At 54.2% G+C, this 19,199-nt stretch carries 20 protein-coding genes; 9 read left to right on the plus strand and 11 right to left on the minus strand.

Features of this window, described 5'->3' with window-relative positions:
• Positions 1-130 precede the first annotated feature (130 nt).
• From radC to mutM, 4 genes are all read left to right on the plus strand, one after another.
• The gene (gene radC, locus ACMYSK_RS20025) at positions 131-796 is read left to right on the plus strand and encodes a RadC family protein (RefSeq protein ID WP_434638074.1); all 666 of its coding nucleotides are present in this window, start codon (positions 131-133) and stop codon (positions 794-796) included.
• 216 nt (positions 797-1,012) lie between these two features.
• Positions 1,013-1,249 carry a 50S ribosomal protein L28 gene (gene rpmB / locus ACMYSK_RS20030; protein WP_002436699.1) on the plus strand — a complete coding sequence of 79 codons (237 nt, stop codon included), beginning with the start codon at positions 1,013-1,015 and terminating at the stop codon, positions 1,247-1,249.
• A 20-nt stretch (positions 1,250-1,269) separates the two neighbouring features.
• Entirely contained in the window at positions 1,270-1,437 is a 168-nt protein-coding gene (gene rpmG, locus ACMYSK_RS20035) for a 50S ribosomal protein L33 (protein ID WP_003024094.1), read from the plus strand.
• Between the two features lie 148 nt (positions 1,438-1,585).
• Positions 1,586-2,395 (plus strand): bifunctional DNA-formamidopyrimidine glycosylase/DNA-(apurinic or apyrimidinic site) lyase, encoded by an 810-nt coding sequence (gene mutM / locus ACMYSK_RS20040; protein ID WP_434638076.1) that lies wholly within the window; start codon positions 1,586-1,588, stop codon positions 2,393-2,395.
• Positions 2,396-2,506: 111 nt separating this feature from the next.
• Here mutM and coaD read toward each other — a convergent pair whose 3' ends face one another.
• From coaD to rfaQ, 7 genes are all read right to left on the minus strand, one after another.
• Positions 2,507-2,983 carry a pantetheine-phosphate adenylyltransferase gene (gene coaD / locus ACMYSK_RS20045; protein ID WP_434638077.1) on the minus strand — a complete coding sequence of 159 codons (477 nt, stop codon included), beginning with the start codon at positions 2,981-2,983 and terminating at the stop codon, positions 2,507-2,509.
• 2 nt (positions 2,984-2,985) lie between these two features.
• Complete coding sequence (locus tag ACMYSK_RS20050) at positions 2,986-3,756, minus strand: glycosyltransferase family 2 protein (RefSeq protein ID WP_434638079.1); 771 nt, start codon at positions 3,754-3,756, stop codon at positions 2,986-2,988.
• Positions 3,756-5,030: a lipid IV(A) 3-deoxy-D-manno-octulosonic acid transferase gene (gene waaA, locus ACMYSK_RS20055; RefSeq protein WP_434638081.1), complete on the minus strand. Its 1,275-nt coding sequence runs from the start codon at positions 5,028-5,030 to the stop codon at positions 3,756-3,758. The genes ACMYSK_RS20050 and waaA overlap by 1 nt, the downstream gene beginning before the upstream one ends.
• Before the next feature lie 91 nt (positions 5,031-5,121).
• Complete coding sequence (locus ACMYSK_RS20060; RefSeq protein WP_434638083.1) at positions 5,122-6,111, minus strand: glycosyltransferase; 990 nt, start codon at positions 6,109-6,111, stop codon at positions 5,122-5,124.
• Positions 6,112-6,141: 30 nt separating this feature from the next.
• Positions 6,142-7,236 carry a glycosyltransferase gene (locus ACMYSK_RS20065; RefSeq protein ID WP_434638085.1) on the minus strand — a complete coding sequence of 365 codons (1,095 nt, stop codon included), beginning with the start codon at positions 7,234-7,236 and terminating at the stop codon, positions 6,142-6,144.
• A gap of 2 nt (positions 7,237-7,238) precedes the next feature.
• Entirely contained in the window at positions 7,239-8,366 is a 1,128-nt protein-coding gene (locus ACMYSK_RS20070; protein ID WP_434638087.1) for a glycosyltransferase family 4 protein, read from the minus strand.
• Entirely contained in the window at positions 8,363-9,439 is a 1,077-nt protein-coding gene (rfaQ, locus tag ACMYSK_RS20075) for a putative lipopolysaccharide heptosyltransferase III (protein ID WP_434638089.1), read from the minus strand. The genes ACMYSK_RS20070 and rfaQ overlap by 4 nt, the downstream gene beginning before the upstream one ends.
• Before the next feature lie 111 nt (positions 9,440-9,550).
• Between rfaQ and ACMYSK_RS20080 the strand changes: the two genes are divergently transcribed.
• From ACMYSK_RS20080 to ACMYSK_RS20090, 3 genes are all read left to right on the plus strand, one after another.
• Positions 9,551-10,531 (plus strand): polysaccharide deacetylase family protein, encoded by a 981-nt coding sequence (locus tag ACMYSK_RS20080; protein WP_434638091.1) that lies wholly within the window; start codon positions 9,551-9,553, stop codon positions 10,529-10,531.
• Positions 10,532-10,630: 99 nt separating this feature from the next.
• Positions 10,631-11,272 carry a hypothetical protein gene (locus ACMYSK_RS20085; RefSeq protein WP_434638093.1) on the plus strand — a complete coding sequence of 214 codons (642 nt, stop codon included), beginning with the start codon at positions 10,631-10,633 and terminating at the stop codon, positions 11,270-11,272.
• A 6-nt stretch (positions 11,273-11,278) separates the two neighbouring features.
• Positions 11,279-12,502 carry an O-antigen ligase family protein gene (locus tag ACMYSK_RS20090; RefSeq protein ID WP_434638094.1) on the plus strand — a complete coding sequence of 408 codons (1,224 nt, stop codon included), beginning with the start codon at positions 11,279-11,281 and terminating at the stop codon, positions 12,500-12,502.
• 29 nt (positions 12,503-12,531) lie between these two features.
• Here the strand turns inward: ACMYSK_RS20090 and ACMYSK_RS20095 are convergent, their stop codons facing one another.
• The 4 genes from ACMYSK_RS20095 to rfaD form a co-directional block, all read right to left on the minus strand.
• Positions 12,532-13,440 (minus strand): sugar glycosyltransferase, encoded by a 909-nt coding sequence (locus ACMYSK_RS20095; RefSeq protein WP_434638096.1) that lies wholly within the window; start codon positions 13,438-13,440, stop codon positions 12,532-12,534.
• The gene (gene rfaC, locus ACMYSK_RS20100) at positions 13,440-14,411 is read right to left on the minus strand and encodes a lipopolysaccharide heptosyltransferase RfaC (protein WP_434638098.1); all 972 of its coding nucleotides are present in this window, start codon (positions 14,409-14,411) and stop codon (positions 13,440-13,442) included. Before rfaC ends, ACMYSK_RS20095 begins: the two co-directional genes overlap by 1 nt.
• 3 nt (positions 14,412-14,414) lie before the next feature.
• The gene (rfaF, locus tag ACMYSK_RS20105) at positions 14,415-15,473 is read right to left on the minus strand and encodes an ADP-heptose--LPS heptosyltransferase RfaF (RefSeq protein ID WP_434638100.1); all 1,059 of its coding nucleotides are present in this window, start codon (positions 15,471-15,473) and stop codon (positions 14,415-14,417) included.
• Between the two features lie 191 nt (positions 15,474-15,664).
• Positions 15,665-16,609: an ADP-glyceromanno-heptose 6-epimerase gene (rfaD, locus tag ACMYSK_RS20110; RefSeq protein ID WP_434638102.1), complete on the minus strand. Its 945-nt coding sequence runs from the start codon at positions 16,607-16,609 to the stop codon at positions 15,665-15,667.
• 212 nt (positions 16,610-16,821) lie between these two features.
• Between rfaD and kbl the strand changes: the two genes are divergently transcribed.
• Positions 16,822-18,015 (plus strand): glycine C-acetyltransferase, encoded by a 1,194-nt coding sequence (kbl, locus tag ACMYSK_RS20115; RefSeq protein ID WP_434638104.1) that lies wholly within the window; start codon positions 16,822-16,824, stop codon positions 18,013-18,015.
• Positions 18,016-18,024: 9 nt separating this feature from the next.
• Positions 18,025-19,050, plus strand: coding sequence for an L-threonine 3-dehydrogenase (tdh, locus tag ACMYSK_RS20120; RefSeq protein WP_434638105.1), 1,026 nt, complete (start codon positions 18,025-18,027; stop codon positions 19,048-19,050).
• The last annotated feature ends 149 nt before the right edge of the window (positions 19,051-19,199 follow it).

Here is a 19,199-nt window from a genome sequence, read left to right on the forward strand (position 1 = left end):
ACCACAATCCCGTCGCCGTCGCGTGGCTGCCAGGAATTCACTTTGCGAGGCGCTACGCAAGAGGCGAGTAAGGCTGTCGGCAGCGCTAGCGGGCTGTGCCAGGATAGGGGGACTGGAAAGGAGAGGCCCTATGGATGCACCGGAACCCCTGATGCCGCGGGAAAAAATGTCGCTTTACGGCATTGAAGCTTTGTCGGATGTTGAACTGCTGGCGCTATTTTTACGCACCGGGACGCGGCACAAAGATGTCATGACTTACTCGTATGACCTGCTGCAGCGTTTTGGTTCGCTGCATGGTCTGCTGTCAGCGAATAAATCACAGCTTGATGCGGTGGATGGTATTGGCCTGGCGAAATATGCTCAGCTAAAGGGGATTGCCGAGCTGGCACGGCGCTATTTTAGCCTGCGGTTGGTTGCAGAGCCTTCTCTGGTCACCCCGATGATGACGCTGGAGTTTTTGCAAAGTCATCTCGCTGATGAGGAGCGAGAGATCTTCATCGTGATCTTTTTAGATAATCAGAACCGGGTATTGAAACATAGCCGGCTTTTTTCTGGTACTCTTAGCCACGTAGAGGTGCATCCGCGAGAAATTGTACGCGAAGCCATCAAAGTGAACGCCGCTGCGGTGATCCTTGCACATAATCATCCGTCCGGTAGTCCTGAGCCGAGTAAGGCTGACAGACTGATGACCGAACGCGTGGTAAAGTGTTGTGGTTTCATGGAGATACGAGTGCTCGATCATCTTGTAATCGGCCGCGGTGCGTACGTATCTTTTGCCGAACGCGGCTGGATTTAGCCCCGATCACGCGATCCAGCGGGATCTTTGTCTGTTCGGGACTTGAGCACATCGCCGAGTCAGCGTATACTACGCCACCTTTGAGAATCTCGGGTTTGGCATTTGGGCCTGGCAATCGATGGTTCACTTAGAACTGCGATGACCGGGCTGTAAAGCCTGACGAGGCGCCGATACCCCATACGAAGCTCGAGCTAATTTGATTTTTGGAGAATAGACATGTCCCGAGTCTGCCAAGTTACTGGCAAGCGTCCGGTGACCGGTAACAACCGTTCCCACGCACTGAACGCGACCAAACGCCGTTTCCTGCCGAACCTGCACTCTCACCGTTTCTGGGTTGAGAGCGAAAAGCGTTTTGTCACCCTGCGTGTATCTGCTAAAGGTATGCGTGTTATTGATAAGAAAGGCATCGATACAGTTCTGTCTGAACTGCGTGCCCGTGGCGAAAAGTACTAAGTACTAAGAGGAAATAAATCATGGCTAAAGGTATTCGTGAGAAAATCAAGCTGGTTTCTTCTGCTGGTACTGGTCACTTCTATACCACCACGAAGAACAAACGTACTAAGCCGGAAAAACTGGAACTGAAAAAATTCGATCCAGTTGTCCGTCAGCACGTTTTATACAAAGAAGCTAAAATCAAATAATTTTAGTTTCCTTGTAAAGAAAACCCCGCTCCGGCGGGGTTTTTGTTTTTTTATCCAGTGGAAAACTGCCGGATAAACCCCGCCCGGAATTTACTTCCCTGATGCCTGCTGCTGAATCACAATACTCTGGGTTAATGGAGGAAAACGAATGCCTGAATTACCAGAGGTAGAAACCAGCCGTCGCGGCATCGAACCGCATCTGGTGGGGGCGACTATTCTGCACGCGGTTGTGCGTAACGGACGCCTGCGCTGGCCGGTCAGTGAAGAAATTTATCGCCTGAGCGATGTCCCGGTGCTGAGCGTGCGTCGGCGTGCCAAATATCTGCTGCTTGAACTCCCTGGCGGCTGGATCATTATCCATCTGGGCATGTCCGGAAGCCTGCGCATCCTGAAGGACGAGCTACCTGCAGAAAAGCATGACCATGTGGATCTGGTGATGAGCAACGGCTGCGTGCTGCGCTACACCGACCCTCGTCGTTTTGGTGCCTGGCTGTGGACTCGCACGCTGGAAGGGCATCCTGCGCTGGCGCATCTTGGGCCAGAACCGCTGAGCGAAGCGTTTAATGCCGACTATTTGCAGCAGAAGTGCGCGAAAAAGAAAACGGCAATTAAACCCTGGCTTATGGATAACAAGCTGGTGGTCGGCGTCGGGAATATTTATGCCAGCGAATCGCTGTTCTCGGCGGGGATCCACCCCGATCGGCTGGCTTCTTCGCTTTCGCGTGAAGAGTGCGAGCGGCTGGTAAGCGTGATTAAAGCGGTGCTGCTACGCTCGATTGAGCAGGGTGGAACGACGCTGAAAGATTTTCTGCAAAGTGATGGTAAGCCGGGCTATTTTGCCCAGGAATTACAGGTTTATGGCCGCAAGGGCGAGCCCTGCCGCATTTGCGGTACGCCAATTATTGCCAGCAAGCATGCTCAGCGGGCGACGTTCTATTGCCGCCAGTGCCAAAAGTAAGGTGTTGAAACCGGCATGCTCCCGGTGGCGCTGCGCTGACCGGGCTACGGGTTCGTAAGCAGCCTGAACTGGCGCAAGGTGCCGCCTCCGGGAATGACCCCTGGCGTAAGATTACAGCTTTTTCAGCAGCGCCTGATGCACGTTCGCCGGCAGGAAGTGGGAAACGTCGCCCTGGTGGCGTGCGACTTCCTTTACCAGCGAGGAAGAGATAAACGACCACTCTTTGCACGGCATCAGGAATACGCTTTCCAGCGTTGGCATCAGATGGCGATTCATATGCGCCAGCTGCATCTCATATTCGAAATCTGCTACTGCACGCAAGCCACGAATCAAAATGTTGGCCTGCTGTGCGCGGGCAAAATTCGCCATTAGATCGCTGAAACCCATCACCTCGACATTGACCAGATGCGCCGTTGCCTGCTCCGCTAGCGCAATACGCTCGTCGAGGGTGAACATCGGCTTCTTGCTCGGGCTGGCGGCAATGGCCAGCAGCACCTTGTCAAACATGCTGGCAGCGCGCGTGACGATATCGATATGCCCGTTGGTAATGGGGTCGAAGGTACCGGGATAGATTGCTTTTGTGCTCATAATTACACTTTCTCTGAATAGCCGCGGCTCAGCGCCCACAGCTCGGTGTATTTATTAAACGTATACTGCGCGTTAACTACGGCGAGCAGCCAGCCTTGTTTACCATCCAGCACGCCGCCGCGTAGCAGCAGCGTTTTCACAAAAGCGCCCAGCGTATGGCCGAAGATGCTCGCCAGAGAGGTCTTTTTCCCCTTCAGGTGACGCTCCTGCGCCCAGGCGGCAGCATAGGCCAGCTGTTTTTGCTGGAAACCCGAAAAATCGCGGCAGGTCAGATGCAGTAAATCGCCTGACAGTTCGATAACCTGTGCACCTTTGGTATCGAGCGATTCGTGCACCAGATTATTGTTATAGCGGAAACGGCTGCGTTCGTACAAACGCATAACACGATCGGGATACCAACCGCTATGGCGCATAAAGCGACCAAGGAAATAGTTACGCCGGGCGATGCTGTAGACCACGCCGCTTTGTGGCGCATCCAGCACGCGGCGAAGAGAGCGTGCCAGCTCCGGCGTTACGCGCTCGTCGGTATCAAGCATCAGCACATAGTCGCCGGTCGCGTAGTCCTGGGCGCGCTGACGCTGAATGCCGTAGCCTTGCCAGTCGCTGTTGATATAGACCGTTGCGCCCAGGCTGCGGGCCATTTCGACGGTATTATCGCTGCTGCCGGAGTCCAGCAACACGATCTCATCGGCCCAGTCTACGGAGGCCAGGCAATCCGCAAGCAGATCCGCCGCATTTTTGGCAATCATCACGACGGACAGGCGGGTCGACATTAGTGGCTCCGCTGCGGCAGATAGGGTTGCAGTAAATGTAGCAGACGCGAGAGTGCGCCCTGGTTTTGATGCAGCACTTCCACCGCGTGGCGGCCGTACCACAGACGATAGTCTTCATCGGTCAGCAGATTGGATACCTGGGTGACCAGTGAACTGACGTCGGTGACGGTAATCAGGCCATCGTCCTGTTGTAGCTTGGCGCAGATATCTTTGAAGTTGAAGGTGTGCGGGCCCATCAGCACCGGGATGGCATGCGCCGCCGGCTCCAGTGGGTTATGGCCGCCCCGTTCAACCAGGCTGCCGCCGACGAAGGCGAGGTCGGCAATGCCGTACAGCAGCATCAGTTCGCCCATGGTATCGCCGATCACCACCTGCGTACTGTGGGTAGGAATTTCGCCGGTGCTGCGCAGCGTGAAGCTCATCCCTGCCTTTTGCACCATATCTCGTGCATCGGCGAAGCGCTCAGGGTGGCGAGGAACGAGGATCAACAGCAGGTCCGGGAAGGTATTCAGCAGCTGCCTGTGCGCCTGCAGGATAATTTGTTCTTCACCGTCGTGAGTGCTGGTGGCGATCCACACTTTGCGGTGCGGGGCCCACTGGCGGCGAAGGGTAATTGCGCGAGCGGCCAGCTCTGGCGTCACGGAAATATCAAATTTGAGACTACCGGTGACCGCCAGCTGGTTGCGCTTCAGGCCCAGGGCCAGAAAGCGATTACCGTCTTCTTCATTCTGCGCCGCGATCAGCGTGATGCGGCTGAGCAGTCGACGCATAAATTTCCCAAGCTTTGCGTAGCCCTTTGCTGAACGTTCTGACAAGCGGGCGTTGGCGATGACCAGCGGGATTTTGCGTTTGTGCAGGGCGGCGACCATATTAGGCCACAGCTCGGTTTCCATCACGATAACCAGCTTTGGCTGTACCGTATTGAGGAAGCGGTTCATCGCGCAGGGTAAATCGTAAGGCAGATAGACGTGATGAACATCTTTGCCGAAGGCGGACATTGCGCGTTCAGAGCCGGTCGGCGTCATGGTAGTGACGGTGATTGGCAAAGAAGGGTAGCGGTGGCGCAGTGCGCGCACCAGCGGGATCGCTGCAAGCGTCTCACCCACGGAAACGGAATGCAGCAGAATCCCATCCGGCGCTACCTTGTTCTGACAGAAGCCATAACGTTCAGCCCAGCGCTTTCGATAGGCAGGGGCCTTACGGCTGCGCAGCAGCAGTCGCAGCCAAACCAGCGGCTGAATAAGATAGAGTAGGGTGGTATAAAGCAATTCCAAGCGATTTATCCGATTTATGTTTTAGCGGGCAAATTCTAAGCATTTAGCCCGCGTAAAGCTATCTCTTTGGCGGAAACAGCGGGATTCAGCGTCAGGCCGCGTCGCGATAGCGTTTAATGCGCAAGTAGCGCCGGCCAAGGCGCCAGCGTAAACGGAAGGTGCGCGCATTTTTCCAGATCAGCTGCCAGATTCCGCGGTCAAAGAATTCTTTAATAATAATATGCTTTTTTGACTCATCTTTCATGCTATCAAAGGTATGAATAATCCCCAGCCCCTCTTTGGCGATTTGCCAGCGGCAGGCGGAAATATGGCGCACCTTATCGGGATAGCGTTCGTTGATCGCGTCCAGCATCTCCAGAATCTTCATATAATGGCGTGCCGAACGCATCAACGTGTCGTCATTGTCCGGTTTGTGCGACACCGATTCTGAGTGGATATAGTAATCGTAGAACTGCTCGCTGGTGTACTGCACGCGTTCAGCGGCCAGCAGCGCTTCCGTGGTCCACGGGATATCCTGATGACGTAACCCGGGCTCAAAGTGGAAATGATGCTGCATGATAAATTCGCGGCGATAAATATTCAGCCAGGTGACATGCAGGAACTTGCGTGAGTCCAGAGCCTGTTTAAGCCAGACGTGGCCGGGCAGAATGCCGGTCGACGGCAGGCGATCCGGAGGAAGAATAGGGTGGATATCGTTTCGGGTTTCGTAAACGTAGCGACCGTTACAGGTGGCGACATCAAGCTGACCCTTTTCGGCCATCTCCAGCAGCGTGCGATACATACCGGGGTAAAGCTTATCGTCAATATCCGGGAAGGCCAGATATTTGCCGGTTGCGGCGGCCAGGCCGGTATTACGCGCGACCGAGACGCCCTGGTTTTCCTGCTCCAGCACGATGATGTTGGGTAACCGGGATTGCCATTCTTCGATAACCGCCAGGCTACAGTCCGTCGAGCCATCGTTGACCAGGATCAGCTCATAGCTTTCCAGCTGCTGTTGCTCAATGCACTCAAAGAATTGCGCAAGGAATTTTTCGCCGTTATAAACGGCAGCCACAATGCTCAGTAAAGGCGTTTGACTCATAAATCATTCGATCCTGGTTAAATAGCGGCGTCAGCTGCGACGCAGCTGACGGTACTGCTGACAAATTGTATCCACGCTGAATTTTTCCAGTGCAGATTGCTCGATGGCTGGTGGGTTATGGTAAATGCTTTGCATCGTCCGGGCCAGCGCCGGGCTGTTCAGGTCGGCCAGACCGCGGGCTAACTCGCCGGTGAGAATTTCCGTCACCCCGCCAGGACAGCGGGTGCTGGCGACCGGTGTATCCAGCAATAGTGCTTCAACTACCACGTTGCCAAAACCCTCGCTGTCAGAGCTGAGCACCAGCATCCGCGCGTGCTTAATCCACGGTAGCGGGTTTTGTTGAAAACCTTTAAACAGAACCCGATCGCCAACCTGCAGCTGCTGCGCCAGCTGACGCAGGCGCTGTTCCTGTTCCGGCTTGCCCTGGCCCAGCAGCACCAGCGGCGCGGTAATACCGCTCTGCGCATAGGCTTCAATCAGGCGATCGTGGCGTTTCCCGGGGTGAAAGCGGCCGACGTGAATAATATAGTCGCCCACGGGCTGTTCACCAGGGGCCTCGGCGGCGGTGCGCAGTGCGGCAATGTCGAACGGGTTATAAATCGTTTTTAACTGTGCCGGGCGTATCGCGAATTGTTCGACCAGATCCTGGCCTACCGCATCGGAAACGGTCACTACGTTGCGCCCCTGGTAGACACGCTTAATTTTCTGCTGTTTCATCCAGCGATCAAATCCGCTGCGATGGCCCAGGTAAGATGTCGAGAAGACGCCATGCAGGCAGAACCAGACGTTACGGTTTCTCAGCGTCTGGCTGCGGGCGACGATGCGATCGGTTTTATGCAGGTTGGAGAGGACCAGATCAAACTCGCCCTGCTGTTCGGCCTGGGCGATGGCGGCATCAAGTTGATGAGCGCGGCGCGATAGTTCAGTGAGCTTGCGCCAGGGTTTTCGGCAGTGGTCACTGATTACCTGATAATCCAGCCTTTCCGGCAGAGCGTAATCACAGACGTCGCGCAGTGAAAACAGCGAGACCCGCTCGCCCTGGCTCAGAAAACGCTCTGCCAGCGTCAGCACCACCTTTTCCGCTCCGCCCCCGGGCAGGCCATCGATCACAAACAGTATGCGCATCGTTATTTCACCAGATCCTGATAAAGGGAGAGCAGCTGCGTCGATAACCGTTCGCTGGTGCAATCCATAATACGTTCCCGGGCGCGGCTGCCCTCTGCTGAACCTGGTGCGCGAGCGGGGAGCGCGACGACTGCCTGCTGTAGCGCCGGGATATCCAGCGCATCGCAGACAAAGCCGTTGCGGCCCTGAACGATAAATTCCGCACCGCCGCAGCCGGTTGTGGTGATCACCGGCAGGCCGCAGGCCATGGCTTCCAGAATGACGTTCGGAAACGGGTCGTACAGCGTCGGCAGCAGCAGGCCATCGGCCATTTGATAAAACGGCAGGGTTTCCGATTGCATCCCGAAGAAGCGAATCCGGTTTTCACAGTGCAGCGTTTTTGCCAGCGACTGATAGCGGTTCTGATCTTTGTCTTTGCCCACGACCAGCAGATAGCGGTCGGTTGGCGCGATGGCGCGGATCGCGGCATCCAGCCCCTTGCGCTCAAAACCGGAACCCACAAACACCAGGCAGGATGCCTGCGGTGGGAGACCCCACTGGGTACGCAAGGCCGCACGGGCTTCCTCCGTTGGCGGCAGGAAACGCTGGTGATCGATAGCGTTGTAGATGACGTGGATTTTCTCCGCCGGGATCGCGAAGTCTTCGATGATCTCTTGTTTAATCATCTCCGCATTGCAGATGACGCCGCGCAGGTGTGCATCCTGATACATCTCGCGTTCGGCCTGCATGACATAGCGGTGATAGCGGTCGGCAAACAGCAGTCGGCTTTTCCAGCCGGGCAGAATGCGTGAGCGCTGATGCAGCCAGCGGCGGTGGACACCGTCACCGGCGCGATACAGGTCGCACCCGGGAATGCGTTCATGGCTCTGCACCAGATCGAAGTGTTCGCCCTGCCACAGCTGACGCGCGGCATCGGCGAACCCGCGTTCACGGCTGATGCGCCCCCATTTACGTGGGTTGCAGATGTGAATATTCCAGTCGGGTTTCACCGGCCCTTGCCATTCGCGAGTAATGACGTTCAGTTCAAGATTGCTGCTATCAAGGGCTTCCAGCGCACGGGAGACAAAACGCTCTGCGCCGCCGTCCGGGCGGTATTTCTGTCGCACCAGGGCCAACCTGAATTTGCTCATGCCAGTACCTTTTTCGCCGCCGCGATAACGGCGTCGGTGGGAATTAAATCGAGATAACGTTCTTCCGTACCGGTATCGATATCGTCCGGGTCAGGCAGAGGGCCGAAATCACCAGCCCAGATGACCTCGCCTTTGGCCTGCCATGGGCGCCAGAAGGTCAGCTTCGACGGCCCGAACAGCGCTACGAGCGGGGTACCGAGCGCGGCGGCCATATGCATAGGAACGGAATCTACGCCAATAAACAGGCGGGCATGATCGATAACCGCCGCTAGCTGGCGCAGAGTCAGCTGGCCGGCAAGAGAGTGTAAGCGTGCGTGCGGGCAGCCGGCGATAATGGTCTCAACCATTTTCTTCTCTTTAGCGTCCGGCCCGGAGGTCAGCACGACAGCATATCCGGCATCTGAAAGCGCATTAATCACCGTGCTCATACGGTCTTCACGCCAGCATTTGAAGAACCAGCGGGAGGTCGGCTGAATGACGACATAGTGATTTTCAAACCCTTCAGGGAGCAGTGAGCGGCTGGTTTCCAGGTCCTGCTCGCTGTAGCCCATTCGCGCTGGTGCTTCATCGATAGCCAGGCCGAGCGGGGCCAAAATAGACAGGTTTTGCTGCACCGTGTGCAGATGTTTATGCGCCTGGGTTGAGGCCAGCTCGGTGTGACAGAAACGCCAGGCCGGTTGGCGACGTTTAGGAAAGTCAAAACCGATGCGCGTCGCCGCACCGGTCAAGCGGGTGATGATAGCGCTGGGCCACTGATCGGCAAGATTCAGTACCATGTCGTAGCGCTGTTGGCGCAGGGTACGTATCAGTCTGAACTCCATTCTGAGCTGATGGCCTTTCCCCTGTTTTTTCCAGCGCCGGTCAATGGCGAAAATCTGGTTAATATCAGGGTTAGCCGCGAGCATATCCCGGGTTTCTTCATAAAGCAGAACATCAACGCTGGCAGCGGGATATTGCTGTTTGAGGGCGTGAATGAGCGGCGTGATCAGCAGCATATCGCCATGATGGCGCAGCTTGATGACCAGGATTCGCGCCGGGGTCACGGGGCCGGGAGAGCGGGTTTCAGGCGTCATACTCAGTTCTTCATTCAATATCAGGTTTCCGATTCTAGGGGATCAGACAGATTGAGAGAAGCGTTGTATTGCTCTACCATGACCCGATACGTATGGTCTGAGGACGTTTTCGTGCACAATCCCGCATTTCTCATCACGATTGATACAGAGGGCGATAACCTCTGGCAAAAACATGACAGCATCACCACCGAGAATGCGCGCTATTTACCGCGTTTTCAGCAGCTTTGCGAAAAGTATGGTTTTAAACCTGTCTATTTGACCAACTATGAAATGGCGATTGATCCATTTTATATCGAATTTGCCAAAGATGTGATTGCCCGCGGTACGGCGGAAATCGGCATGCATCTCCATGCCTGGAACAGCCCGCCGACGGATCCGTTGACCGATGATGACTGGCGCCATAAGCCCTATCTGATTGAATATGCCGATGCGGCAATGCGCGAAAAAGTCGCTTACATGACGCACCTGCTGGAAGATACCTTCCAGACGAAAATGGTTAGCCATCGCGCGGGGCGCTGGGCGTTTGATGAACGCTACGCTCGCCTGTTGGTGGAGCATGGCTATCTGGTCGACTGCTCGGTAACGCCGCGGGTCAACTGGAAGACGGCGAAAGGCGCGCCGCAGGGGAATGGCGGGACCGATTACCGTGATTTCCCACAGCATGCCTATTTCCTTGATGAGAACGACATCAGCCGCGAGGGCCGATCTTCACTGCTGGAAGTGCCGATGAGTATTCAATATAAGCACTCCGGTTGGATGAATAGCGTGAAGCAGGGCTACGACCTTCTGCGCGGCAAAGTCCGTTCGCCGTCGGTGCACTGGCTGCGTCCGATGGGGGGTAACGTCGACACCATGAAGAAAGTGGTACAGCAAACTCTGGCTCAGGGTAATGATTACGTTGAGTACATGCTGCACTCCTCGGAGTACATGCCAGGAGGAAGTCCGACGTTTAAAAATGAGCAGGATATCGAGCGTTTATATGCCGATCTGGAGGCGTTTTTCAGCTGGCTGGCGCCGCAGGTGAACGGAATGACGTTGGCGGAGTATTACCAGTTCCGGATAAATCTTACACAAAATAACCCTATAGCATAGAGGCGCATGGGTTTTCTGGTGTAATATTGGCGCCGCGTAAATGTCGGTCTCCTGATTTTTATTTTTCTGTGCAGTATGTTTTCATTTTATGAGGCATGTATGAAGATAGTAACGGTATTGCGTTCTGGTGGTGATTATAATCATGATCATGTTCAGTGGTTGTATAAGCAATTACCGGATGATATCGAGAAAATTTGCTTCACTGACCTGACCATTCCTGGCGTTCAGACGATTAAACTGACTGAGAATCTCCCTGGCTGGTGGTCAAAAATAGAAATATTTGATCCAGAAAAGGTCAATGAAGATATTTTTTATATTGATTTAGATGTTGTCATTGTGGGCGATCTCACGGATATTCTGCAAAATACCAGACTGACTATGCTCAGTGACTTCTTCTTCCCGCAGAAAACAAAAAACTCAGCAATTATGCGTATTCCGCATGAAGAGAAGTATAAAGTCTGGGAAGCTTTTAAACGTTACCCTGAGCTGTTTATGTCGCGCTATCAAAGCGGCGGTGACCAGGAGTTTATTAGTAAGATTTATCCTCAGGCGGCCATCTGGCAGGATATTTTGCCAGGGCAAATCGTTAGCTATAAAAAACATGTCATTGAGAAGAAGAAGAATGAACACGCAACCGGGAATGGCTCTGTGCCGCCAGGAACGCGCATCGTGTGTTTCCATGGCAAGCCAAGACCGTGGGACTGTGGTGAAGCATGGGTTCCGCCATTTGTGAAAAGTTAAGCACCGATGATTAAAGAAAAATTTCCTTTGCTAATATTGCTAAGTGCAATATTAGCCTGTGCAGTGGTGACGCCTGAGAAAATTATGGGCAGAAACCTTTTTTATTTATCGGCTGTGCTGTCTGTAGGCTATGCCGCGTTTAATATTAAAAATCTGCGCTTTAAAAAAGAAGATGCGGTCATTGCCCTGTTCCTTTTTTTGATGGGCAGCTCGCAGCTGCTATGGACATATCGGTTTCCGGCGAATGCCGCAGAGATTTATATGGCAGATGTTAGCTACGGGCGTACAGGCATCTATCTGATCATCGGTGCTATTGTCGTGCCGCTTGTTTCGGCGATATTCAGGATGATTACCCCGAGTCAGGGGCGATTTTTCAATTATCTGCTGCTGCTGGGCTTTACGTATTTAACGCTGTATGCCCTGCATTTTCACTTTTTTATCTCGGAAGACCGTCTGAGAATTGGCAACTCTGCCACGTTGAGCGCCTACCTGTATGCGTTTTATACGATGATCACGCTTTATGCTTTAGCCTGTATAGAGATGCGTTATCGCAAGCAGATGATTTTTGCAGTTCTGGTTTTCTCTTTTTGGGTTATATTTTTAACCCAGACACGTTCGGTGCTGCTTTTTTATCCGGCGATTCTGATTTATGCCCTCCTGAAAAGCAGCATGATGTCGAAGTCAAAAATGATCGTACTGTGCCTGGTATCATTACTTGCCTCGCTGGTTATTATTGAGTTTGTCTTTCCGACAATTAAAACGCGCGCGGTTGATGCCGTGACGGAGCTTTCAGAGTATCAGAGCGATAACAACACTTCACTCGGCGCCAGGCTGAGTATGTGGCATACGGGCATCTACGAAATATATCGCCATCCTGGCGGGGTAAGTTCACAGCAACGTTATGAAATCCTTTCGCAGCTGATGCAGGAGAAAGAGCATGGTAACCCGGAAGGGATCCGTAATATGGTCTATCACTTGCATAACGATCTGATTGAAACGATGTCCCTGCAAGGGGTGTTTGCGGGTGTCATCTTACTGGGGCTGTATGCAGCGATGATTTTCTATGTCTATAGAAAGAAAGTGCTGTCGTGCGCCGTTATATTTCTATGTGCACCGGTTATTCTCTTTGGCTCCGTTGATACCCTTTTTATTCATGACCGGTTTATCGTGATGTTTATTACCAGTCTGATCATCTGTACCGGGATACACAGGATAAAGCAGGTTTGGTAGCGACACAGTAAAAAAAGTGACCTATACGGTCACTTTTTTATTGATTGGGCAAACGGGACTTTATCGAAGATATGCGCGGGGAGCGCACTGTTTATTGATACGTTGGTTACTTCGATACCCGCGTTACGCATATACTTACTGGCGAGCTCAAACGCCGGGAAAATTAATGAGTCTACTTTGTTGGCAAGATAAGAAGGCAGCATATTACTGCTGTTTTCATAAAATCTTGGTTGTTCAAAGTTATTCATGTCCAGACCCGCGATGATTACTTTATCAAACCCCAGCCAGGCGATAATCTGCAATGCCCAGTAGGCTACCGTCCCGGCATCAAATATCCCGTGGCGAATATCAACGGAAAATCCAATGTCATTCGACCGATCATGGAGTAAAACCGTATCAGAGTGGCTGAACGTATTTTTGATATCGCGGCTGGCGATGCGGGGTTGATAGATTTTGTAGCAAGCATCCTCGATCAGCGCAAGGCGGCAGCGGATATTCTCTATGCCGAGCCGATCGATTATTTTAACTATGCCGTGGGCTGTCGTAAAAAACAGAATCTTTGGATTAGCCACAATAGATGCGATGACGTCAGGTTTTCTATCGAAAAACTCCATATCAACAATCAGATATAAAGTGAAACTGACTTTGCCTTCAAGGCAATAGGCGCCATTGACTCCCATCACCGGAATCGTCGGAGGCAGGATAGAAAAATCAATGTCTTTAACCGATGGGCCGGTTGCGGTAAGCAACAATGGCCCGGAAAAGCGATCTTTCAGTTCACTGAGGCGACACAGCGGTACCGCTTTACTTTTGTAGGTCAGCGAACAAATTTCTCCGGTTGCCGCACGGGTTATTTTCGTCCACGGCCAGAGATTTTCATTATGACGAAAAGCCCGCGGGCGGGTGTAGCGATAAATTTGCTTGAACAGTGAACCCATTACGCCAGCCCCTGAGATTGCAACAGCTGCATGACGCGGGTAGCGGTAATGTCCCCGGTGCTGTTGCCGCTTTCCGGGCGCACGACATGCTGGTTTTGACCATAGCCGCCAATCAGCCCCGGATCGGTGGGGCCATACAGCGTAAAGTTGGGTTTATCGAGCGCAGCGGTCAGATGGCTCAGGCCGGTATCGACGGAGACTACGCCTCTGGCGCCCGCCAGAACCTGAGCGACCTGTTCCAGGCTCATGCGCGGCAGCACCTCGACAAAGCTGTGGCCGTCCGCCAGTCGCCTGGCCCGCGCCTCTTCATGCGGCGCACCCCACGGCAGCTTAATATGCAGACCGCTGTCGGCCAGCAGGGCGATCAGCGCCTGCCAGTGGCTTTCTGGCCAGTGCTTGTCATCGCGGGTTGTGGCATGCAGGAAGACAAGGTACGGCGTAGCCGGCGCGGTTTCCTGCTCGGTGAAGTGGCGGGCGATAGCATAATCGCCCTGGCTCTCCGGCCGGGCGTAGCCCAGGCTTTTGGCGAACAGTTCACGTGTGCGTTCAACGGCATGCTGCTGTTTAGCAATATGGTGACGACGGTTGTAGAACAGACTGGCCAGCGGCTCGCGGGCGGTTTGCCAGTCCATACCGTGTTTCACGCCATGCGCCAGTCGGGTGACCAGCGCGGCGCTTTTCACCAGGCCTTGCGCGTCGATGATGGCATCGTATTTTTGTGCCCGTACGGCTTCACGGAATGCCTTGCGCTCGGCTTTAATCGGGGCGGAAAACCAGGCTTTGCGCCAGCGACGAATGGCGACGGGAATCACCCGATCGACGGCTTCATGCCAGGAGGGAATCTGTGCAAAACCTTCCTCTACGACCCAGTCAAAGCGAATCTCGGGAAAAGCCAGCACGGCATCGGTTAGCGCGGGCAGCGTATGCAACACATCGCCCATGGATGAGGTTTTTACGATCAATACCCGCATCCGTTACGCTTCCTCTTTTTCAGTTGTTTCCTGCAAGAGCGCGTGCAGCTCCTCCAGTACGCGCTGCGGCGTAATATCTATAAGGCTCTGATGATAGCCTTGCGCAGCATCGCCTTTACGGACCTTGTGGTAGCCGCTAATCAGGCGGATCACCCGCGCTTTATGCGACAGCGGCGGGGTAAAGTCGGGACTGCTTGGGCCATACAGCGCTACCAGCGGGCGGTCCAGCGCCGCGGCGACGTGCATCAGCCCGGAGTCGTTGCTGACCACCGCCGTACAGGCTGCAATCAAAATCACCGCCTGTTCAAGCTGGGTTTCTCCGGCCAGATTACGGCACCATGCCTGCTGCTGGGTGCTCAGCGCGGCAAGGATATCGTTGCCGGCTTCATGGTCTTTGGCCGAGCCGAACAGCACAACCTGATAGCCTTCATCGATGAGCTGCTTTGCCAGCTCGGCGTAGTGGTAGTGCGGCCAGCGTTTTGCCGGGCCAAACTCTGCGCCGGGGCAGAAACCGACGACAGGGCGATCGGCAGAGATGTTGAACGCGTTGCAGACCTGCGATTTTTCACCGTCAAAAACCTGCAACTGCGGCCACAGCAGCGGCTGCGGTAGATCTTTGGCGCTGCGCATGACGCCCTTATCATAGGCCAGCGCGACATAGCGTTCGACCATCAGCGGCCAGGCGTCTTTATCCAGCACCCGGGCGTCGTTGAGCAGCCCGTAGCGCATTTCACCGCGCCAGCCGGTGCGATGCGGGATATTAGCGAAGAAGGGAACCAAGGCCGATTTAAACGAGTTCGGCAAGACGTAGGCGCGGTCATAGCGTCGTTCACGCAGGCTGTGTCCGAGCTTACGGCGTTCGCCAATTTCGAGTGCGCCATGACCCAGCGGCATCGGGATGGCTTCATTGACTTCCGGCATTCGTGACAACAACGGACGGCACCATGCGGGTGCCATCACGTCGATGATTGCCTGGGGATAGCGTGCTCTGAGCGTGCGATAGAGACTTTGCGACATCATCATGTCGCCCACCCAGGACGGGCCAACCACCAATATTTTCATTCACTTCATCCTTCAGGCTGTCTCTGCGTTGGCTACGGATTACTCGGCCCATCCCTGGGCCTCGCCCCTTCGGGACCGCTGCAAGCAGCGTTCAAATCTATTCCAGATAGATTTGTCACTCCGGTCACTGACTTGAGTCAGTTTCCGGAGATTCACTGAGTTTCTGCCGTAATACCGTTTGAATGCTGTTGTTAATTGGCGCTATTTTCGCGGTTCAGCCAGACCATATATTCCGTTACGCCTTCGGCCACGGTCTTGAATGGTTTGTCGTAGCCAGCAGCACGCAGGTTCGTCAGGTCCGCCTGGGTAAATGCCTGGTAACGGCCCTTCAGCTTCTCCGGGAACGGAATGTATTCAATGCTGCCTTTCTGGTGGTATGCCAACGTTGCATCTGCTACCGCCTGGAAAGATTCCGCACGGCCGGTACCGAGGTTGAAAATACCGGATACGCCGTTTTCCCAGAACCATAGGTTCACCGCAGCCACGTCGCCCACGTAGACGAAATCACGTTTGAAGCCATCGCTGCCTTCGAACAGTTTCGGGCTTTCGCCGTTATTCAGCTGGGTATTGAGGTGGAAAGCCACGCTCGCCATGCTGCCTTTGTGACCTTCGCGAGGGCCGTACACGTTGAAGTAACGGAAGCCGACAATCTGCGAGTCTGCTTCTGGCAGGATCTGGCGAACATACTCGTCAAACAGGAATTTGGAATAGCCGTAAACGTTCAGCGGCTGCTCATATTCGCGGGATTCGATAAAGTCGCTGGTACGCCCGCCGTAGGTTGCCGCAGACGAGGCATACAGGAACGGGATTTGACGTTCCAGACAGTAATGCAGCACCTCTTTAGAGTACTGATAGTTGTTATCCATCATGTACTTGCCGTCCCACTCTGTCGTGGAGGAGCAGGCGCCTTCGTGGAAAATCGCTTCAATATCATCGCCGAATTCTTCACCGGCGATCACCTGAATCAGGAAGTCTTCTTTATCCATGTAATCAGCGATATTCAGGTCTACCAGGTTGGCAAACTTGGTGCCGTCTTTCAGATTATCTACGACCAAAATGTCGGTAATGCCTTTGTCATTCAGGGCCTTCACGATGTTGCTGCCGATAAACCCTGCGCCGCCGGTAACGATGATCATAACTGTAACCTTTGAAGTATGGAGTCCAGAGACAATCCGGACATGAATACTCATATCATATCACCACATGAAGCCGGCTTCAGCCATTCGCCGAAAAGGGGGGGGTGAGCGTGATTTATGCTGCAAATAATTCATCCAGGCATGCATCATCTCGTATCAGCGTATAGCTTTGGGTAATATGTGCCAAATTTTGCCAAATCTGGAGAGTTGCAATGCGTGGTGATTTTTACAAACAGTTAACCAATAACCTGGAGACCGCTCGTGCGGAAGGGTTGTTTAAAGAAGAACGCATTATCACATCGGCGCAGCAGGCGGATATCACCGTCGGCGGCAGCAACGTCATTAACTTCTGTGCCAATAACTATCTGGGTCTGGCGAACCACCCTGAGCTGATTGCGGCCGCGAAAGCCGGGATGGACAGCCACGGTTTTGGGATGGCTTCCGTGCGTTTTATTTGCGGTACGCAGGACAGCCACAAAGCGCTTGAGAAGAAGCTGGCTGAGTTCCTGGGCATGGAAGATGCCATTCTCTATTCCTCCTGCTTTGACGCCAACGGCGGTCTGTTTGAAACGCTGCTGGGCCCGGAAGACGCTATTATTTCTGATGCCCTGAACCACGCTTCCATTATTGACGGCGTGCGCCTGTGCAAAGCAAAACGCTACCGTTACGCCAATAACGATATGCAGGAGTTGGAAGCGCGCCTGAAAGAGGCCCGCGAAGCCGGTGCACGTCACGTGCTGATCGCCACCGACGGCGTATTCTCCATGGACGGCGTGATTGCCAACCTGAAAGGCGTTTGCGATCTGGCGGACCAGTTCGATGCGCTGGTGATGGTTGATGACTCCCACGCCGTGGGCTTTGTCGGTGAAAACGGCCGCGGCTCTCATGAATACTGCGACGTAATGGGCCGGGTAGATATTATCACCGGGACCTTAGGTAAAGCGCTGGGCGGCGCATCCGGCGGCTATACCGCCGCGCGTAAAGAGGTTGTTGAATGGCTGCGTCAGCGCTCGCGTCCGTATCTGTTCTCCAACTCGCTGGCCCCGGCAATTGTTGCCGCCTCCATCAAAGTGCTGGAGATGGTGGAGTCCGGTGCCGAACTGCGCGATCGCCTGTGGTCCAATGCGCGTCTGTTCCGTGAAAAAATGACTGCCGCAGGCTTTACGCTGGCCGGCGCCGATCACGCGATTATCCCGGTCATGCTGGGCGAGGCCGTGGTTGCGCAGAACTTTGCGCGTGAGCTGCAAAAAGAAGGTATTTACGTCACCGGGTTCTTCTATCCGGTGGTACCGAAAGGCCAGGCGCGTATTCGTACCCAGATGTCTGCGGCGCATACCCCTGAACAAATTGAACGTGCGGTGGAAGCCTTTACCCGCATCGGTAAACAACTGGGCGTTATTGCCTGAGGGCGTGAGATGAAAGCGTTATCCAAACTGAAAGCGGAAGAAGGCATCTGGATGACCGACGTACCGGAACCGGAAGTCGGCCATAACGATCTGCTGATCAAAATCCGCAAGACCGCGATTTGCGGTACCGACGTACACATTTATAACTGGGATGAATGGTCGCAAAAAACCATCCCGGTGCCGATGGTAGTAGGGCATGAGTACGTGGGGGAAGTCGTGGGTATCGGCCAGGAAGTGCGTGGCTTTAAGATCGGCGATCGCGTTTCCGGTGAAGGGCACATTACCTGCGGCCACTGTCGTAACTGTCGCGCCGGGCGCACCCACCTGTGCCGCAATACGATCGGCGTAGGCGTTAACCGCCCGGGCTGCTTTGCTGAATATCTGGTGATTCCTGCCTTCAACGCCTTCAAAATTCCTGACAACATTTCTGACGATCTGGCGTCGATTTTTGACCCGTTTGGTAACGCCGTTCATACCGCGCTCTCCTTCGACCTCGTCGGTGAAGACGTGCTGGTTTCCGGTGCGGGTCCGATTGGCATCATGGCAGCCGCGGTGGCTAAACACGTTGGCGCGCGTAATGTCGTCATCACTGACGTTAACGAATACCGTCTGGGTCTGGCACGTAAGATGGGCGTGACGCGTGCGGTTAACGTCGCACAGGAGAGCCTGACTGACGTAATGGCAGATCTGGGGATGACCGAAGGGTTCGACGTGGGCCTGGAAATGTCCGGTGCCCCGCCGGCCTTCCGCACCATGCTGGATACCATGAACCACGGTGGCCGTATTGCGATGCTCGGTATTCCGCCGTCGGATATGTCTATCGACTGGACGAAAGTCATCTTCAAAGGTCTGTTTATCAAAGGGATCTATGGCCGGGAAATGTTTGAAACCTGGTACAAGATGGCCGCACTTATCCAGTCTGGTCTGGATCTGTCGCCGATCATTACCCATCGGTTCGGCATCGATGAGTTCCAGCAGGGCTTCGATGCGATGCGCTCCGGTCAGTCCGGAAAAGTGATTCTGAGCTGGGATTAAACCGGCGAAAAGAGCCGCCCGGCTGCGGCCGGGTGTATGCCTCGATGCTCTGAGCGCCTGCGGGCGCTTTTTTTTGTTTAGATTTGGATAACATATCTCGCCTCCTCACCGGTAAACGCACGTTTACTGCATCGGACTTTGGCCTATTC

It is taken from the genome of Klebsiella sp. I138 (assembly GCF_051131765.1).
GTDB lineage: Bacteria > Pseudomonadota > Gammaproteobacteria > Enterobacterales > Enterobacteriaceae > Klebsiella.

Bases quoted from the DNA above. Each gene is read 5' to 3' on its own strand.
- radC (WP_434638074.1), top strand. From the start codon at position 131: ATGGATGCACCGGAACCCCTGATGCCGCGGGAAAAAATGTCGCTTTAC.
- rpmB (WP_002436699.1), top strand. From the start codon at position 1,013: ATGTCCCGAGTCTGCCAAGTTACTGGCAAGCGTCCGGTGACCGGTAAC.
- rpmG (WP_003024094.1), top strand. From the start codon at position 1,270: ATGGCTAAAGGTATTCGTGAGAAAATCAAGCTGGTTTCTTCTGCTGGT.
- mutM (WP_434638076.1), top strand. From the start codon at position 1,586: ATGCCTGAATTACCAGAGGTAGAAACCAGCCGTCGCGGCATCGAACCG.
- coaD (WP_434638077.1), bottom strand. From the start codon at position 2,983: ATGAGCACAAAAGCAATCTATCCCGGTACCTTCGACCCCATTACCAAC.
- ACMYSK_RS20050 (WP_434638079.1), bottom strand. From the start codon at position 3,756: ATGTCGACCCGCCTGTCCGTCGTGATGATTGCCAAAAATGCGGCGGAT.
- ACMYSK_RS20060 (WP_434638083.1), bottom strand. From the start codon at position 6,111: ATGAGTCAAACGCCTTTACTGAGCATTGTGGCTGCCGTTTATAACGGC.
- ACMYSK_RS20065 (WP_434638085.1), bottom strand. From the start codon at position 7,236: ATGCGCATACTGTTTGTGATCGATGGCCTGCCCGGGGGCGGAGCGGAA.
- ACMYSK_RS20070 (WP_434638087.1), bottom strand. From the start codon at position 8,366: ATGAGCAAATTCAGGTTGGCCCTGGTGCGACAGAAATACCGCCCGGAC.
- rfaQ (WP_434638089.1), bottom strand. From the start codon at position 9,439: ATGACGCCTGAAACCCGCTCTCCCGGCCCCGTGACCCCGGCGCGAATC.
- ACMYSK_RS20085 (WP_434638093.1), top strand. From the start codon at position 10,631: ATGAAGATAGTAACGGTATTGCGTTCTGGTGGTGATTATAATCATGAT.
- ACMYSK_RS20090 (WP_434638094.1), top strand. From the start codon at position 11,279: ATGATTAAAGAAAAATTTCCTTTGCTAATATTGCTAAGTGCAATATTA.
- ACMYSK_RS20095 (WP_434638096.1), bottom strand. From the start codon at position 13,440: ATGGGTTCACTGTTCAAGCAAATTTATCGCTACACCCGCCCGCGGGCT.
- rfaC (WP_434638098.1), bottom strand. From the start codon at position 14,411: ATGCGGGTATTGATCGTAAAAACCTCATCCATGGGCGATGTGTTGCAT.
- rfaF (WP_434638100.1), bottom strand. From the start codon at position 15,473: ATGAAAATATTGGTGGTTGGCCCGTCCTGGGTGGGCGACATGATGATG.
- rfaD (WP_434638102.1), bottom strand. From the start codon at position 16,609: ATGATCATCGTTACCGGCGGCGCAGGGTTTATCGGCAGCAACATCGTG.
- kbl (WP_434638104.1), top strand. From the start codon at position 16,822: ATGCGTGGTGATTTTTACAAACAGTTAACCAATAACCTGGAGACCGCT.
- tdh (WP_434638105.1), top strand. From the start codon at position 18,025: ATGAAAGCGTTATCCAAACTGAAAGCGGAAGAAGGCATCTGGATGACC.